The sequence below is a fragment of the Actinoalloteichus sp. AHMU CJ021 genome, assembly GCF_002895405.1.
GTDB classification, from domain to species: domain Bacteria; phylum Actinomycetota; class Actinomycetes; order Mycobacteriales; family Pseudonocardiaceae; genus Actinoalloteichus_B; species Actinoalloteichus_B caeruleus.
Genome location: NZ_CP025990.1, coordinates 2,364,419 through 2,381,184 on the forward strand (window position 1 = coordinate 2,364,419; position 16,766 = coordinate 2,381,184).

14 protein-coding genes, 1 tRNA gene and 1 other RNA gene are annotated in these 16,766 nt (G+C 72.5%); 4 read left to right on the plus strand and 12 right to left on the minus strand.

All coding sequences use genetic code 11. The annotated features are described in order from the left end of the window. Positions 1-95 precede the first annotated feature (95 nt). The 3 genes from C1701_RS09905 (at position 96) to C1701_RS09915 (ending at position 1,964) form a co-directional block, all read left to right on the plus strand. Positions 96-440 carry a metalloregulator ArsR/SmtB family transcription factor gene (locus C1701_RS09905; RefSeq protein ID WP_026417682.1) on the plus strand — a complete coding sequence of 115 codons (345 nt, stop codon included), beginning with the start codon at positions 96-98 and terminating at the stop codon, positions 438-440. A gap of 10 nt (positions 441-450) precedes the next feature. Then, the gene (locus tag C1701_RS09910; protein ID WP_103055846.1) at positions 451-981 is read left to right on the plus strand and encodes an SRPBCC family protein; all 531 of its coding nucleotides are present in this window, start codon (positions 451-453) and stop codon (positions 979-981) included. A gap of 155 nt (positions 982-1,136) precedes the next feature. After that, on the plus strand, positions 1,137-1,964 hold the full coding sequence (locus tag C1701_RS09915; protein WP_030104662.1) for an alpha/beta fold hydrolase: 828 nt from the start codon (positions 1,137-1,139) through the stop codon (positions 1,962-1,964). On the opposite strand, the gene C1701_RS09920 is transcribed toward C1701_RS09915, so the two are convergent. The 11 genes from C1701_RS09920 to C1701_RS09970 form a co-directional block, all read right to left on the minus strand. After that, entirely contained in the window at positions 1,942-3,066 is a 1,125-nt protein-coding gene (locus tag C1701_RS09920) for an ABC transporter ATP-binding protein (protein WP_030104663.1), read from the minus strand. The genes C1701_RS09915 and C1701_RS09920 overlap by 23 nt on opposite strands. A 35-nt stretch (positions 3,067-3,101) precedes the next feature. Next, entirely contained in the window at positions 3,102-4,100 is a 999-nt protein-coding gene (locus C1701_RS09925; protein WP_103055847.1) for an ABC transporter ATP-binding protein, read from the minus strand. A 2-nt stretch (positions 4,101-4,102) separates the two neighbouring features. Then, positions 4,103-5,038: an ABC transporter permease gene (locus C1701_RS09930; RefSeq protein WP_026417686.1), complete on the minus strand. Its 936-nt coding sequence runs from the start codon at positions 5,036-5,038 to the stop codon at positions 4,103-4,105. Then, the gene (locus C1701_RS09935; RefSeq protein ID WP_026417687.1) at positions 5,038-6,048 is read right to left on the minus strand and encodes an ABC transporter permease; all 1,011 of its coding nucleotides are present in this window, start codon (positions 6,046-6,048) and stop codon (positions 5,038-5,040) included. The genes C1701_RS09930 and C1701_RS09935 overlap by 1 nt, the downstream gene beginning before the upstream one ends. A gap of 44 nt (positions 6,049-6,092) precedes the next feature. After that, a complete protein-coding gene (locus C1701_RS09940; protein ID WP_026417688.1) occupies positions 6,093-7,799 on the minus strand; it encodes an ABC transporter substrate-binding protein in 1,707 nt (568 codons plus the stop codon). Positions 7,800-7,930: 131 nt separating this feature from the next. After that, positions 7,931-8,473 (minus strand): uridine kinase family protein, encoded by a 543-nt coding sequence (locus tag C1701_RS09945; RefSeq protein ID WP_026417689.1) that lies wholly within the window; start codon positions 8,471-8,473, stop codon positions 7,931-7,933. A gap of 226 nt (positions 8,474-8,699) precedes the next feature. Beyond that, a complete protein-coding gene (gene recR, locus C1701_RS09950; RefSeq protein ID WP_016697683.1) occupies positions 8,700-9,308 on the minus strand; it encodes a recombination mediator RecR in 609 nt (202 codons plus the stop codon). Between the two features lie 34 nt (positions 9,309-9,342). Beyond that, positions 9,343-9,720: a YbaB/EbfC family nucleoid-associated protein gene (locus C1701_RS09955; RefSeq protein ID WP_016697684.1), complete on the minus strand. Its 378-nt coding sequence runs from the start codon at positions 9,718-9,720 to the stop codon at positions 9,343-9,345. Between the two features lie 102 nt (positions 9,721-9,822). Then, complete coding sequence (locus tag C1701_RS09960) at positions 9,823-11,952, minus strand: DNA polymerase III subunit gamma and tau (RefSeq protein WP_026417690.1); 2,130 nt, start codon at positions 11,950-11,952, stop codon at positions 9,823-9,825. A gap of 63 nt (positions 11,953-12,015) precedes the next feature. Next, positions 12,016-12,110: signal recognition particle sRNA small type (gene ffs / locus C1701_RS09965), an RNA gene on the minus strand. A 1-nt stretch (position 12,111) separates the two neighbouring features. Beyond that, entirely contained in the window at positions 12,112-12,900 is a 789-nt protein-coding gene (locus C1701_RS09970; protein WP_103055848.1) for a hypothetical protein, read from the minus strand. A gap of 473 nt (positions 12,901-13,373) precedes the next feature. On the opposite strand from C1701_RS09970, the gene C1701_RS09975 reads away from it, so the two are divergent. Then, a tRNA-Ser gene (locus tag C1701_RS09975) sits at positions 13,374-13,460 on the plus strand. Positions 13,461-13,857: 397 nt separating this feature from the next. Here the strand turns inward: C1701_RS09975 and C1701_RS09980 are convergent. Further along, entirely contained in the window at positions 13,858-16,623 is a 2,766-nt protein-coding gene (locus C1701_RS09980; RefSeq protein ID WP_103055849.1) for an endonuclease/exonuclease/phosphatase family protein, read from the minus strand. Positions 16,624-16,766 lie beyond the last annotated feature (143 nt).

Here is a 16,766-nt window from a genome sequence, read left to right on the forward strand (position 1 = left end):
CGCGCCGCCTCCGCGACCCACCTCGCGCGCCCAGGCTCAGCCCGCGACGCTTGCGTAGCTGGACAGCTACGTAGCTGTCGTGCTACTAATCGGTCATGACGCACGCCGTGTTCGAGGCTCTCGCCGATCCCACCCGCCGTCGGCTGCTGGAGCTGCTGGCCGACGGTGACCGCACCGCGGGGGAACTCGCGGGCGAGTTCAGCACGGCACGGCCCACCGTCTCCCGCCACCTGCGGGTACTGCGGGAGGCGGGCCTGGTGGGCTGGCGGTCCGAGGCCCAACAACGCGTGTACCACCTCGTCCCGGCCTCGTTGGCCGAGGCCGGGGACTGGGTCGACCGGGTGCGCGACCGGTGGTCGCGCCGACTGGACCAGTTGGAACACCATCTCGACCGGCTCGCGGCCGAGTCGACCCACGGCAGCACGCCGACAGCGGACTGAGGAGTAGGACGTGGAGCACCAACGACGGACGACGGACCCCCGGGACCTCGCGCCTCCCCCGGAAGCGGGAACGCTCGGCCTGGGGGATGACGGGGCCTGGCAGATCCTGTTCCGGCGGCACCTCGCCCACCCGATCGACCGGGTGTGGGCCGCCCTGAGCCAACCCGAGCACCAGCGGGAGTGGCTTCCCGGCGTGCGGATCGAGGTCCGGCCGGGCGGGTCCGTGCTCTTCGACTTCGGTGACGAGGGCAGCGCGGAGGGCACCGTCGCAGTGGTCGAGGCTCCAACGCTGCTCGAACACAGCTGGTGCTGGTCCGACGAACCGCCCTCGACGGTGCGATGGGAACTCGCGACCGCCGCCGACGGGGGAACGGAGCTCGTACTCCGCCACCGGGCGGTGGACCAGGGGCCGGCCGCCGACTTCGCCGTCGGCTGGCACGGCATCCTCGACGGCCTCCGCGCGCACCTCGACGGGGGAACCGCCAGCACCGACCACGCCGCGCTCGACGTCTGGTACCGGGCGGCCGCCGCGCGGTCCTGAGGCGACCTGCCCGGCGAGGACATCCTCTCACTCGGTCAGGTGATAGTCCTCGACTCGGTGCTCGACCACGGGTATCACGGCCGTGTGCACTGTGGACCTGCCACCCACCGACGACCCTGGTCACCACCGTCCCGACGGCGTCGGGACCGGGACCGATGACCGCGCGCGTGGTGCTGGTCTCCGGCGCCTTGACCCGCCCTGATCGGACCTACGCCACCCTGGCCGCCGAGTTGGCCGAGCGCCACCTGGAACCCACGGCCATCCCGTGGGGCCCGGCGTGGCGCTCGGCCGACACCCTCGCGGCGTACGGGGTGGCGGACGAGGCCCGTCTCGTGGAGGACCACCTGGACCACTTTGACGGGCCCGTGTCGGTCGTGGGCCACTCCTGCGGCTGCCTCGCGGCGATCCTCTTCGCCCTCGCCCGCCCACATCGGGTGACCAGTCTGACGTTGGTGGACATCGCGTGGCTGGGCAACCGTCCCCGGTGGCCGGGTCAGGCGGAGTTCACCGCCGAGATGGACCGGATCGCCGCTCTCCCCCCGGCCCGGGTGGGCCCGGCCTTCGCGGCCGCGTTCTCCCCACCCGGCCCCCGGCCCGCATCCGCGCCGGCGGCCCCGCCCCCCGAGCTCGGACGTCTGGTGACGGAGGCGCGGGTCGGCTGGACCTCATGGCGCCGGGACCCGCTGGAACCGGAGCTCGACCGGCTGACGATGCCGGTGCACCTGCCCTTCTCCACCTCGAGCCCGACCTGGATGCGCGCCGTCGCCGTCGCGCTCGCGGCCCGCCTCCCGAACGCGACCAGCTCGCGACTACCGGGAACGCACCTGAACGTCGTGAGCCGGAACGCCGGGCGGATCGCGTCGTGGATCCACCGGCACGTCGCCACGTCCGCCGGAGCCCCGGCGACGGGTGTCGGCCGGGGCGGACCCGAGGGCCGCGCGCCCGGCCCTCGGTCCCCGATCAGGGTCCCAACACCTCCGTGACGGAGGCCGGTCCCGCCGCGGAGGACGACGTCACCCCCGGCAGGCCGGTCGTGGCGTCCACCGCCTCCGCGGCCACCGCGTGCCGGGCGATTCGCCCGTCCCGGATGTCCTCGGCGAAATGGCAGGCCACCCGGTGCCCTGGTGCGACCTCGCGCAGCGCGGGGCGCTCGGTGTCGCACCGGTCGGCCTGCCGCCAGGGGCATCGGGTGTGGAACCGGCAGCCGGGCGGCGGCGCGGCGGGCGACGGGAGATCACCGGACAGGAGGATGTGCTCGCGGCGGTCCTCCAGCTCCGGGTCCGGCACCGGGACCGCCGACAGCAGTGCTCGGGTGTAGGGGTGGAGCGGTTCCTGGTACAGGGCGTCGGAGGATGCCTCCTCCACCAGCCCACCCAGGTACATCACACCGATCCGGTCCGAGATGTGCCGCACCACGGCGAGGTCGTGCGCGATGACCAGGTAGGTCAGGCCGAACTCCTCCTGGAGGTCCCCGAGGAGGTTGATGACCTGCGCCTGGACGGACACGTCCAGTGCCGACACCGGCTCGTCCGCCACGACCAGGTCGGGGTTGACCGTCAGCGCCCTGGCGATCCCGATCCGCTGCCGTTGACCACCGGAGAACTCGTGCGGGTACTTGCGCAACGCCGTCTCGGGGAGGCCGACCGCTGTCAGGAGCTCCCGCAGCCGCCGGTCGGTGGCGACCCGGTCGGTGTCCAGGCCGTGGGCCCGCAGCCCCTCCACGAGGATCGACGCCACCGACTGGCGCGGGTCCAGCGAGGACATCGGGTCCTGGAACACCATCTGCATCCGACGGCGCATCCGCCGCAGCGGCTCCCCCTTGAGGGTGGAGAGGTCCACTCCGTCGAAGACGACACGCCCCCCGGTCTGGTCGACCAGGCGCAGCAACGCCCTGCCCAGGGTCGACTTCCCACACCCCGACTCGCCGACGAGCCCGTAGGTCTCGCCCCGCCGGATGCGGAGGTCGACGCCGTCCACCGCGTAGACGTGGCCGACGGTGCGGTCGAGGAAGACGCCGCGCTTGATCGGGAAGTGGACCTTGAGGTCCTCGACCTCCACCAGCACCCGGTCCTCCTCCGAGGCCACCGTGCTGGCGTTCGCCGACTCGTCGTGTGCCGCGCTCACCGGGCCGGCACCTCCTCACTGGGTGCCGGTCGCCCGACCGGGTTGTGGCATCGCAACAGCCGTTCGCCCTCCCGGGTCATCTCCGGACCGCGCTCGACGCAGGCGTGGACCGCGTTCGGGCACCGGGGGGCGAACGCGCACCCACCCGCCCACGGGATGTTGTCCGCGACCGAACCCCGGATCGGGGTCAGCCGCTCCCCCCTGGGCGCGTCGAGCCGGGGGATCGAGGCCAGCAGACCCGCCGTGTAGGGGTGGCGGGGCTCGGCGAACAGCTCGTGTCGCCCGGCCCGTTCGACGATCCGCCCGCCGTAGAGCACGTTGACCTCGTCGCACATGCCGGCCACGACACCGAGGTCGTGGGTGATCATGATGAGGGCCGTTCCCGTGTCCCGGACCAGCTCGGAGAGCAGGCTGAGGATCTGCGCCTGGATGGTCACGTCGAGAGCGGTCGTGGGTTCGTCGGCGATCAGCAACCGGGGTTTGCAGGCCAGCGCCATCGCGATCAGCGCCCGTTGGCGCATCCCACCGGACAGCTGGTGCGGGTACTCCTTCAACCTGCGGCCGGGGTCGGGGATGCCGACGCGTTCCAGCAACTCGGCCGAGCGGAGCGCGGCCTCCCGGCGCCGCAGGCCCTCGTGCCGCTCCAGCACCTCGCTGACCTGGACCCCGATCGGGATGACGGGGTTCACCGAGGACAGCGGGTCCTGGAAGACCATGCCCAGATCGCGACCGCGGCGGTCGGCGAGCTCGCGGTCGGAGAGCCGGAGCAGGTCCTTCCCCTCGAACTCGACCGTGCCGCCGACGCGCACCCCGCGCTGGGGGAGCAAGCCCATGATCGCCAACGAGGTCACGGACTTCCCACAGCCGGACTCGCCGACCAACCCCACCATCTGCCCAGGGCTCACGTCGAAGCTGATGCCGTCCACCGCGGCGAAGGGATCCTCACCCTTGCGCTGGAACACGACCGAGAGATCGCGCACTTCGAGCAGCGCCATGTCTACCGCCGCCTCTTCGGGTCGAGAGCGTCCCGCAGCGACTCGCCGACCAGCGTGAAGCCGAGGGCCACCACGATGATGCAGGCCGCTGGCCAGAAAGCCAGGTGCGGATGGGAATCGATCACGTTCTGGGCGTTGCCGAGCATCTGCCCCCACTCGGGGACCGAGTCGTCGGCCGCCCCGAGCCCCAGGAAGGACAGCGCCGCCGCGTCGATGATGGCCACCGCCAGCACCAACGTCGACTGCACGATCACCGGGCCCAGGGCGTTGGGCAACATGTGGCGGAACACGATCGACCGCTGCCTGACGCCCAGCGACCGGGCCGCGAGCACGTGGTCGCTCTCCCGCTGCGCGAGCATCGTGCCCCGCAACAGCCGGGCGAAGACCGGGATCTGCACGATCGCGACCGCCAGGATCACGGTGAACTGGGTCTGCGCGGAGAACAACGCCCCGATGGACACCGCCAGCAGCAGCGACGGGACCGAGAGCATCACGTCCACGATCCGCATGACGAGGGAGTCCACCCACCCGCCGAAGGCCCCGGCGAGGGTACCCAGGGTCAGGCCCCCGCCCAGGCCGATCACGGTCGCCAGCACCGCCACCAGCAGGGTCTGCTGGGAACCCAGCAGGACTCGGGAGAAGAGGTCCCTGCCGTGCTGGTCACCGCCGAAGGGATGCCCCTCCTGCGCCGGCGGGATGCTGTTCGTGGCGCGCGACACCTGGTCGGCGAGCATCCGCACACCCGGGTCGTGCGGGGCGATCAGCGGGGCGATCAGGGCGAGCAGCACGAACAGCCCGATGATGGACGCGCCCACCAGGAAGACGGGGTTGCGGCGCAGCCGACGCCAGGCGGAGGCCGCGAGGCTCACCCCGGTCTCGGTGGCGCTGGACTCCGCGAGCGAGTCGATCCGCTCCTTGCGACTGGTACCGATGGCCATCAGCGTGTCCTGATCCGTGGGTCGATAGCGGCGTAGGACAGGTCCACGAGCAGGTTCACCAGCACGTACGTCATCGCGGACGCCAGGATCACCACTTGGAGCACCGGGAAGTCCTTGCGTTCGAAGCCCAGTGCCAGCGCTTGGCCGAGCCCGGGGATGTTGAAGACCCGTTCGGTGAGCACCGCACCGGAGAGCAACGCCCCGGTCTGGAGGCCGATCGTCGTGACCACCGGCAGCATGGCGTTGCGCAGCACGTGCCGGCGTCGGATCACCGCCCCGGCGAGCCCCTTCGACCTGGCGGTGCGCACGTAGTCCTCGTCGAGGACGTCCAGCACGGCGGCCCTGGTGATCCGGAAGATCACCGCGAACGGGATGGTGGAGAGGGCGATCGCCGGCAACAGGAGGTGGACGAACGCGTCGAGGGCCGCGTCCCACTCCTGCGTCAGGATGCCGTCGAGGACGTAGAAGCCGGTGACCCTGGTGGCGTCGATACCCCCGGTCTGGCGCCCGGACGCCGGGAGCCAACCGAGCTGGACGGCGAAGATCCACTTCAGCAGGAAGGCGAGGAAGAAGACCGGCACCGCGATCCCGACCAGGGACCAGGTGATGCTCAGGTTGTCCAGGATCCGGCCGCGTCGCCGGGCGGCCAGGTAGCCGAGCGGGATCCCCACCGCGATGGCGATCAGGATGGCCAACACCGCGAGTTCCAGCGTGGCCGGGAAACGTTGCAGGAAGACGTCCAGCGCGGGTGTCCCCCGCTGGACGCCGGTCGAGGTGCCGAAGTCGCCGCTCAGCGCCCGGGCCACGAACCTCCAGTACTGGAGGACGATGGGCTGGTCGAGCCCGAGGTCGGCGCGCAGCGCCGCCTCGGACTCCGGCGTGGCCCGGTCTCCCAGGAGGGCCGAGACCGGCCCTCCCGGGAGCGCCCTGAGCCAGGCGAACAGCAGCACCGACAGGGCGAGAACGACCAGCATCAGCTGTCCGAGCCGCCGTACGGTGTAGCGCAGCACGAGGGTTCCTTGTGGTGGGAGCGATCAGATCCGGTGTCGGTGGCTCACTCCACGGTGATCGTGTTGAACTCCTCCGCGGTCAGCGGACTCGTCACCAGGCCCTCGACGTGCTCGGCCACCACGATCGCCGGCGGGGAGTGGGAGATCGGGATCGCGGGCAGCCACTCGCTCATCAGGTTCTCGTTGATCTCCTCGTACAGCCCGGTGCGGATCTCCTCGTCCGGCTCGGAGTCGGCCGCCGCGAGGTCGTCCGCCAGCTGCTGCCCCCAGTCGGACTCCCCGGTGTAGAACTGCCCCTCGGTCGAGCTGAAGAAGGAGCCGAGGAAGTTGTCGGCGGTGTTGTAGTCACCGGTCCAGCCGAGCAGGAACAGCGGGGCGTTGCCCTGGTTGGACTCCTCGATGTACCCGCCGGCCCACGGTCGGCTGACGGCGTTCACCGTGATGCCGACGGCCTCCAGGTCCTGGGAGATGGCGTTGAAGATGCCCTGGGGGTCCGGCAGGTAGGGGCGGGTGACCTCGGTGGGCCACCAGAAGTCGACCGTCAGGTCCTCGTGACCGGCCTCGGCCAGCAGCTCCTCGGCGAGCTCCGGGTCGTAGTCGTAGGTCCGCACGTCGGCGGACCAGCCCTCGACGCTGTCCGGGTAGAGCTGGGTCGCCACCTCGGCGCCGTCGGGAAGGGTCGAGCTGACCAGGCCCTCCCGGTTGATGGCGTGGGCGAGGGCCTGCCGGACCCGCAGGTCGCGCAGCGCCGGGTTGTCCTTCTGCGAGATGCCCAGGTACAGGATGTTGAACGGGTCCCGGACCTCGACCTGGAAGCCCTCGTCCCGCAGCTGCTGGTAGTCAGCGGGGTTGGGCAGGTCGTACCCGTCGATGCCGCCGGACTGGAGCTCCTGCTTGCGGGCGGTCTCGTCCGGGATGATCCGGAAGATCAGCCGTTCGATGTTCGCCTTGCCGTCCTCGTCCCAGTACTCCTCGTTCCGGGTCAGCTCGATCGTGCCGTTGCCCTCGTCGTAGGAGGAGAAGACGAAGGGGCCGGTCCCGGTCGGGTGCTCCCTGGCGTACTCGGAGAACACGAAGCTGTCACCCTCGGCCCGCACGTCGTTGGCCGAGTGCTCCTCCAACGCCGTGGGCGACTGCATGGAGAAGGCGGGCAGCCCGAGCAGCGACGGGAACTTGCCCGTGGCCCTGGTCAGGGTGACTGTCGCCGTGTGCTCGTCGTCGACCTCGCACGACTCGTACAGCGAGGGCGTGGCGCCGTCGGAGAAGCCGCCGAAGTTCTGCTTCCAGTAGTAGGACAGGGCCTCGCTCTGGCCGGCGCCCTCCTGGGTGTACCAGCGCTCGAAGTTGTAGCAGACCGCGTCCGCGTCGAAGGGGGTTCCGTCGTGGAAGGACACCCCCTCCTGGAGGGTGAAGGTCCACTCCAGGCCGTCGTCACTGGACTCCCAACCCGTGGCCAGCTCGGGAACGACGTCGACATCGCCCGGCGCGAAGGTGACCAGGCCCTGGAAGATCTGGCGCGCGACGCGGAACGTCTCACCGTCCGAGGCGTAGAAAGGGTCGAACAGCGCCGGGGCGCCGGCCGCACCGAAGGTGAAGGTGCCACCCCCGGAGCCCGAACCTCCGTCGTCGCCGCCACCGTCGCCCCGCTGGGACTCGGCGCAGGCGGACAGGGACAAGGCCACAGCGCCCGCGACACCCACGGTCGTGAGTCGCCGGAGCCTGGGGTTCAGGGCCCTTTTGGATACGGCCATCGTGCACCTCAGTCGTTGACGGTTACTGACGGATTGATGGCAGACCCTAACGGGTTATGGACAAGAATCGGACGTGTCACGGATCACGATCGCGCAACCAGCACGGGGGGTCACGAAATCGCAAAACGACGTCACGGGTTCGTCATCTGGACGTGAGCCCGTTCACGGGTCGAATCCCGGCGGAACCACTCGGTTTCCACCCGCTGCCATTCCACCAGGTGAGGGCGTGTTCCCGCACCGTCCCGGGCGACCGCCCGCTCCAACCGAACGGCGGGGTCGGGATGCTCCACCCAGACCAGGAGGCTCGCCCGATCCGCCACCTCGACCCGAGCCGAGGAGACACCCTCCAGCACCAGCACGTCCGGTGGCGGCACCTCCAGCCACGCCCCGGGAACGGGCTCACCGCCGCGCCACTCCACCCGCTGGTAGCGGGCGACCTCGCCCCGCTCCAGCGGGGCGAGCACCGCCCGCTCCAGCCGAGGCCACCAGCCCACCGGTTCCGACCAGGTGGCGAAGTGGTCCGTGGGCACGACGTCGATCCGCACCCCCCGCTCCCGGCCGAGCCGGACCAGGTCCTCGGCCAGCGTCGTCTTGCCGCTCCCCGAGGGACCGTCCACGGACACCAACCTGGTGCGGCCGAGTCGTGGAGGACGGGACAGCACCCTGTCCAGCACCGCACGAGCGTTCGCCGACCCCGTCACCGCGCCCCCCGCCCCCGGTGAACGACGCGCGGAACCGACGTGGCCGCGACCCGTCGACCGGGCACTCCGGAGGGGATCGGCAGGACTTCGCTCCAGGCAGGGCGGCAGGAGCCGCCAGCCGGCGGACGGGAGCGCCGGCGCACCGAGGCACCGTCCGGTGCGGCTCGCACCCGGTCCTCCGCGCCGCCGACGGCCAGGATCACACCGACCGGCGCCCGGACAGCGCGCGGCCGAGAGTCAGTTCGTCGGCGAACTCCAGGTCCCCACCCATCGGCAGCCCGGAGGCCAGCCGGGTGACCGTCAGCCCGGGGAAGTCCCGCAACATCCGCACCAGGTAGGTGGCGGTCGCCTCCCCCTCGGTGTTCGGGTCCGTGGCGATGATGACCTCGGTCACCTCCGCACCGCCGTACTGCCCACCGATCCGGCCCAGCAGCTCCCGGATGCGCAGCTGGTCGGGCCCCACCCCGGACAACGGGTCCAACGCCCCACCCAGGACGTGGTAGCGCCCCCGGTACTCCCGGGTGCGCTCCACCGCGAGCACGTCCTTGGGCTCCTCGACCACGCACACCAGCGCCGCGTCCCGGCGGGCGTCCCGGCAGATCCGGCACGTCGCCTGCTCCGACACGTTGCCGCAGATGTCGCAGAAGGTGACGCCCTCCTTCACCCTTTGGAGGACCTCCTGGAGCCGGGTGACGTCGGCGGGCTCGGCGCCGAGCAGGTGGAAGGCGATGCGCTGCGCGCTCTTGGGACCGATTCCGGGCAACCGCCCGAGTTCGTCGATCAGGTCCTGGACTGGGCCCTCGTACACTCCACCGTTCCTTGCCTCGCCGCTCCGGCCGTCGTCACAGCCCGGGGAAACCGGGCAGCGCGGGACCGCCGGGGCCGCCCAGCCCGAGCCCTCCCATGTCCCCGAGGCCGCCGGCCACCGGGCCCAGCTTGCGCTGCGCCAGCTCCTGCGCCTCCCGGTTGGCGTCGCGGACGGCCGCGACCACCAGGTCGGCGAGGGTCTCGGTGTCCTCCGGATCGACGGCCTTGGGGTCGATGACCAGGTTCTGGAGCTCTCCGGAACCGTTCACCGTGGCCCGCACCAGGCCACCACCGGCGGTGCCGGTCACCTCGGCTTCGGCCAGCTCCTGCTGGGCCTCCATCACCTGCTGCTGAAGTTTCTGCGCCTGCTGGATGATCTGTTGCATGTTCGGCTGGCCACCGGGCTGCACCATGGCTCCTCTCGACGGAGGTCGTCGGTCTCGCGTCGCCGCAAGCCTAGCCGTCCCGCCGGGTGCTCGGACGAGCCGCGCCGCCCCGGGGGCTCGCCGAGGAACTCAGGTCACCAGGCGCCCGCCCAGCTGTTCGGACAGCAGCTGGATCGCCGTCTCCTGCGGGTCCCGAGGCGGTCGCACGTCCCGGGGGTCGTCCGGTCCCTCCGGGCCCTCCGCGCCGGGGCCGCCCGGGACGGCCGTGCCCCCCGGGGGCACCGCGACGTCGGTGGCTGGCGTGTGGCCGTTGGACCTCGGCGCAGCCCCTCGAGCTGGGCTCGCCGCCCCGGCGGGCGGGTCCGGGTCCGGCGGTTCCGGTTCGTCGGGTTCCGGTGGCAGGGGGATGTCGTCCTCGGCGGTCACCGCCCGGGGCGCCGGACGCGCGGTCTCGGTCCGCCTCGGTGGAGTCGGCTCGGGAGCCCGACGCGGCGGTTCGGGGCGCCGGGCGGGCGCCGGGGCCGGCTGGTGACCGGTGGCGGGCGAAGCTCCACCACCCTGGCCGAGCCGGGCCGCCTCCTCCGCCGACACGCAGCGGACCCGCCAGTCCCCCCCGAGCACCTCTCGCAGGGCGGTGGCGATGATCTCGCTGTTCCTGGTGTCGGAGAGTCGGCGGACCAGCGCCGACGCCGGGTGGGTGAACACCACCTCGCCGTCGGCGACCGAGTGCGCCACCGCGTCGGTCAGCATGGCGCCGAGGCTGCGGCTGTGGTCCCGGACCTTGGAGAGCAGGGTGGGCCACATCTTCCGGACCGTGGCGACGTCGACGGTGTCCCGTGCCGGGGCCGGAGCCACCGGGGCGGGCGGCGGGGCGGCGGGGCGGGTCTCCTCCGGTGGGGCCGGGGCGGCCGCCTCCGGGGTGCGCGGGGGCTCCGGCCGCTGGGCCTCCTCGTGGCGCTCCGCCGTCGACGGCGGCTGCGCGGGCGCCTGGCTGGGCCGTTGGAACGCTCTCCGGGGCGGCGCCCCCTCCTCGTGGGCGGCGGGGAGGGACGGGGTCGGCGCGCTCCCGGGAACCGGGGCCGCCACGGCTCCGCCGCCCGCCGCCAGGCGTTGCTCGACGGCCTCGACCCGCTGGAGCAGTGCCCGCCCCGAGGACTCCGCCGCCGGCAGCAGCATCCGGGCGCACAGGAGTTCCAGGAGGAGCCGGGGCGAGGTGGACCCGCGCATCTCCCCCAGCCCCGAGTGCACGATCTCGGCGAACCGCGTCAGGGCGGCCGGTCCCAACCGTTCGGCCTGCCCGGTCATGGTGGCCAGCCCGTCCTCGGGCGCGGACACCAGGCCCCGGTCGGTGGCGTCGGGGACGGCCCGGAGCAACAGGAGGTCCCGGAACCTCTCGAGCAGGTCGGTGGCGAACCGCCGGGGATCGTGCCCCGCCTCGATGACCTGGTCGACGGCGGCGTAGACACCGGGGGCGTCCTCGGCGGCCAGCGCCTCCACCATCGAGTCGATCAGCGCGACGTCGGTGACGCCCAGCAGGGCGATCGCCCGCTCGTAGGTCACACCCTCCGCCCCCGCGCCGGCCAGCAACTGGTCCATCACGCTGAGCGTGTCCCGACCCGAACCACCGCCGGCCCGGACGACCAGCGGGAACACCGGCGGTTCGACCGCCACGCCCTCGGCCGAGCAGATCGACTCCAGCAGGTCGCGGACCACCGCCGGCGGCATCAGCCGGAACGGGTAGTGGTGGGTCCGGGAGCGGATGGTCGGCAGGACCTTGTCCGGTTCGGTGGTCGCGAACACGAAGACCAGGTGGTCCGGAGGCTCCTCCACGATCTTCAACAGGGCGTTGAAGCCCTGGGTGGTGACCATGTGCGCCTCGTCGATGATGAAGACGCGGTAGCGGGACTCGGCCGGTGCGTAGAACGCACGGTCGCGCAGTTCCCTCGCGTCGTCCACACCACCGTGGCTGGCGGCGTCCAGCTCGACCACGTCCACGTTCCCCGGCCCCTCCGGAGCCAGGGCCACGCAGGAGGAGCAGGTTCCGCACGGGTCGGCGGTCGGTCCCCGAACGCAGTTCAGCGACCGCGCCAGGATGCGGGCGCTGGAGGTCTTGCCGCAGCCCCTCGGCCCCGAGAAGAGGTAGGCGTGGCTGATCCGCCCGGCGTTGAGCGCGGTGCGGAGCGGGTCGGTGACGTGTTCCTGGCCGACCACCTCGGCGAAGGTCGCCGGGCGGTACCTGCGGTAGAGAGCCAGTGCCACACCAAGAGGCTACGCAACCGCACTGACGGCCAGCTCAGGGGCCGGGTCGGGGCAGCCCCGGGCACAAGGGGACCCCGTGCACCCGCCAGAGCCCGCTTACCCTTGCTGCCTTCCGGCCCTGGGGGAGTTCACAGGATGGACGCCGCACGGGGTCCACGGTCAGTGTAGTGGACGGCCGGCCACGTCTCCGGCGGGGGGCCGTGAGGCGCGAACCGGGGCCCGCCCCGCCCCGCGACCGGGGGCGTCCTGCCAGGAGGGCTCGCCGTGGACCTCCAGGACCACCAGTCCGTCGGAGGTCGCGGTCTCCCCTCGCATCCGGGCCGCCTCCCCCTGCGGTACCTCGCAGCACCGCACCGGTCGCCCATCCCGGAGCAGCGGCATCCGGACAGGGGTCGCCGCCGTGTACGCCAGGACGGACAGCCCCTCCCCCTCGCCGTCCACGGTCACCAGGCCGGTGCGCAACCACACGAGCCGGTACCGCTCACCCCGGCCCTCGCAGCGGTCGAGCACGCGGATCTGCTCCCTGGTGGCGAGCCAGACGAAGTGCCGCTCACTGGTTCCGGGGGCCGCCGCGAGGGTGGCTGGTCGCTGTTCGTCGACCACCCGGAACCCGGAGGCCCACACCGCCGCCAGCCCGCTGCACCTCGCGCGCAGGGCCACCACCGGCCCGGCCAGGCCGAGGGAGGTCCGCAGCCAGCCGATCTTGCCGGGGCACGCGTTGGAGCCGTAGGTGAGCACCGGGAACCGGGCGGACGTTGGCTCCACGCCCCGGGAGGCCAGCCAGTCGTCGAGGTCGGTCCACGCCGGGCGCACCCGCCATCCCGCCGCGGCGCCCGGGTCGCTGGACAACGGGTAGCAGACCCCGTCGGCGGAGACGAAGGAGCAGGGGGGACGAGCACCCGGGTACGGGCGGGCCGGGAAGTCCGATTCGGCGAACGGTATGTCCACGGTCTCCTCCGAGGCGCCGGAACCGCGATTCGGATCCGGTGCCGACCGGCGGGCCGGGGTCCCGGCGGAGCGCGGAGCCGACATGACGCACCCGAGATGCGGATGGGAGGGGGCGAAGCCGGGGTGACCCCCGTAGGACGAGGTTACGCACGAACACGAAAGGGGGGCCAGGTCGTGAGCGACCCACCGCCACCGATGTCCTCCCTTCGGGGCACTCGTTCCGTGGCACCGGGTCCACCCCGCCCCGGCCCGGCGTGCGGGGCCGGTGGACCGGGACCACCGAGGTCACCGAGCGTCGGCGTCTCCTCGCACGGGGAGGGGCCGCCGGCAGGCGGAGCCGGACCCGCGCGGCGCCCGGCGGACGGGACGGTGTGCCCGCTCCCCGCCGCGCGCGAGCCGCTCCCCATCCCCGCCCGGGCTCCGCGCACCGCCCTGTCCCGAGGACGGGAACCCCTTCGTGTAAGCTCTGCGGCGGAGGATTCGCCTAGCGGCCTAGGGCGCACGATTGGAAATCGTGTTGGGGCTCAAACCCCTCACGGGTTCAAATCCCGTATCCTCCGCTCCAGGAAGAAACCCCCGGTCACCCGGGGGTTTCTTCGTGTTCGGGGGGCCTCGTGGCCCGCTTCGCGGTGCACCGCCTCCCACCGCAGCCCGCTCGCCCGGCCGGCTCGCCGTCACGGGGCCGGCTCGGGTGGCTCACCGCCCGGCCTCCGGGACGGTGGGGCCGCTCCCGTCACGTCCGCCCGCGCGGAGCCCCGCCGTTCGCCGGCGGGCGCATCCGTCGCCCCCACGCGTGCCCGGCGAACGGCGACGGGTCGCCCGGTCGCGTCCGCGTGGGTGCCCCGCGCGCACCCGGCCCTGGTCGTCGCACGATCCACACCGCTACCGGGACGAGGCGTCGGCGTCGCCCGTCCGGCCCGGAACCGGGCGATCCGCCGGTTCCGGGCCTGGTCGTGGTCAGCTCGTCGTCCCGGTCCCTTCGGAGTCCGGGGAGTTCGCCTCGCCGCGCTGGCGTCGGGCGAAGTACGCGGCGGCCCCGCCCACGGCGAGCAGGATGACCGCGCCGGTGATCAGGGGGAGCACCCCGCTGAGGCCCGTGCGCGCGAGGTCGTCGCCACCCGCGGCGGGGGGAGGCCCGTCCCGGTGGTCGCCGGCCCCGCCACCGGGTTGGTCGGGCCGCTCCGGCGACCTGGTGTCACCGCCCTCGCCCGGCGGCCGTCCGCCGCCGTAGTACCGCGCGTCCTCGGCCTCGTCCACCGCCGGGTCGCCGGACAGCGGTCGGAACGCCACGACCTGGGGATCGTGGTCGCTGGCCTGGTCGGCGAACTCGGCGTTGACCCGGACGGGCTGGTAGTCGGCACGGTGCGCCAACGCCCCGGCCACCAGGATGTGGTCCAGGGACTGCGAGTTCCCATCGAACACGTACCCGTAGCGTTCGGTGGGCGGGAGGTCCACCAGGGGGTTGTGCAGGCGCCCGCCCTGCGTGAGGGTGGTCAGGACGGGGGAGAACTGGAAGTCGTTGAGATCCCCCACCACCAACAGGTTCGCGGAGGGGTCCTTCGCGTGGAGCGCGTCGCCGAACTGGCGCACCAACGCCGCCTGTTCCAACCGCTGGATCTCGGAGGTCCGGTTCGGGGGCTGGTAACGGCCGTGCAGCGACTGGTCCCCGCCCTTGGAGTTGAAGTGGTTGGCGACCACGAACACGTCCCGGTCCTCGAAACGGAACTGACCGACCAGGGGCTTGCGGCTGCTGTCCCAGGCCGGGCTGTCCGGAGCGATCCGGCCCGGTGAGACGGAGAGCCGTGCGGCGCCGTCGGCGTCGGACTCTATTCGGACAGCCGTCGTGGCGTCCCCGCCGGGGGTGTCCACGAAGGACACGCGCTCCGGGTTGAACAGGAAGGCGTTGCGGATGTTCCCACCGGGTTGGCCGCCGTCCTCCTTGTCCTCGGGGTTGATCTGCCGCCACTCGTATCCCGGGCCGCCGGCGGCGCGGATGGCCTCGACGAACTGGTCGAGGGTCCGGTCGGCGTCCACCACGCCGTCGTCCGTCGGTCCGGTGTTGTCCTGGATCTCCTCCAAGGCGACGATGTCAGGCCCGTCCAGGTACTCGGCGACTCCCGTGGCGAGTCGGTCGAACTTCGTCTGGTCGTCCGAGGGGGACAGGTTCTCCACGTTGTAGGTCGCGACCGTGAGCTCCCAGTCCCGAGCCGGGCGCACCGCGTCCCGGGTGAGCCCGTTGTCGACGTGCTCGCCCAGGGTGGTGGCCCTGATCAGGTAGCCGCCGTACTGGGAGTACCAGAGCGGCCCCTGGGTCGTCCCACGCAGTTCGTCCCCGACGTTGGCGATGGGGAACGGCCGTTCCGAGAAGGGGATGAGCGACTCGATCTTGAGCCGACCGGTGTTGGAGTCGCCGTACCCCTGGTACACGGTCCCGCCCCTGGCACTGCGGTTCTGGGCCGGCTTGGTCGTCACCCACAGCGCGTTGTAGGCGTCGGTTGGGCCGACCACCGGCGCGTCGTCGACGCGCAGCAGCATGCCCTCACGGGAGGCGTAGTAGTCGAGGGCGTAGCGCTCGGGGTCCAGCTCCAGGTCCTCGATGCTGCCCCCGGAGGCGTCGGGGGCGAGCGTGGTCGGCACGGTGCTCGGCGTGACCAGCTCGGCCTCCGGCAGACCGTTGCCGCTGGAGACGACCTCCCAGGAGGCACGTTCCAGTTGGGTGAGCGACTGGTTGGCGCTGGACGCGCCGCCCTGCCGGTACTGCACGACGGTTCCGCTCACCAGGACCTCGTCCCCGACCGCCAGATCCGGGGTGCGGTCGGAGGTGAAGACGAAGAGCGCCTCGCTCGTCCTGGGGTCGCCGTCGGGCTCGGGGTCCTGGAACCAGAACCCCCGGGCGGAGCCGAAGGCGTTCACCGCCGTGACGATGCCGGGAACACCGCTGACCTGACTGCCGGTGTGCGGGGAGACCCGCGTGGTGCCCTGGATGTCGTGGATGCGGAGCTCACCGGGCTCACCGGGCTCACCCGGCGGGTTCCCCGGTTCCCCTGGCGGCCCGGGGGTCTCCCCTGAGGCGTTGACCGGGTTCGGCTCGCCGGCGGTGAAGTCGGCCGCGTTGTCCCGGGTGTCGGTGAGGTCACCGTCCCTGGCCACCGACCTCGTGTTGCTCGCCCCGCGCGCCGGCTCGCCGTTGCGGACGACCGCGTCGCCGTAACCGACGAGATCCACGATGCGGGCGTCGGCCGCGCAGTCCGCCGGGGTGAGGCAGTCCAGTCTCTCCGTGCCGTTCACGAGGGCGATGGTGCCGGCGGTGGCGGACATCGCGATGTCGCCGCGCGCGTCGGGGGTGGGCAGCTCGACGGAGCCGGAGTTGCCCCTGGCCTGGCTCACGAGGAAGTGGCCGCCGGCGGGGATCTCCCCGACGAGCGGGGTGTGCTGCCACTGGCTGGTGGGACGCGGAGTGCCGGGGAGGTACTGGACGGACCAGCCGTCCACCGTGACCGGGTGGTCCCCCGGGTTGCCGAGTTCGACGAAGTCGGTGGTGAGTGTCGCGCCGGAGTTGCCGCCACCGCCGTACACCTCGGAGATCAGCGCGCCGGTGGGGGCCGGTTCCTCGGCCGCGCGCGCGAGGGGTTCGGTCGGCAACGTGGCCAGCCCCGCCCCGGCGACGAGCGCCGTGAGCGCGGCGACCGCGCGTCTCGGCGCCGGTAAGGATGGGAAAGTCACTCGTCCTCCAACATCGGATGCGTTCGTGCATCCTCACCCGGACGAGTTAACTGCGGGAAGACGGCATGGAAAGGTCGTTGGCGGGTCGAGGCCCTCGGGTCCGGGGGACGACCGTCCTGGACGGAGCCGACGGCCGTTCCGGG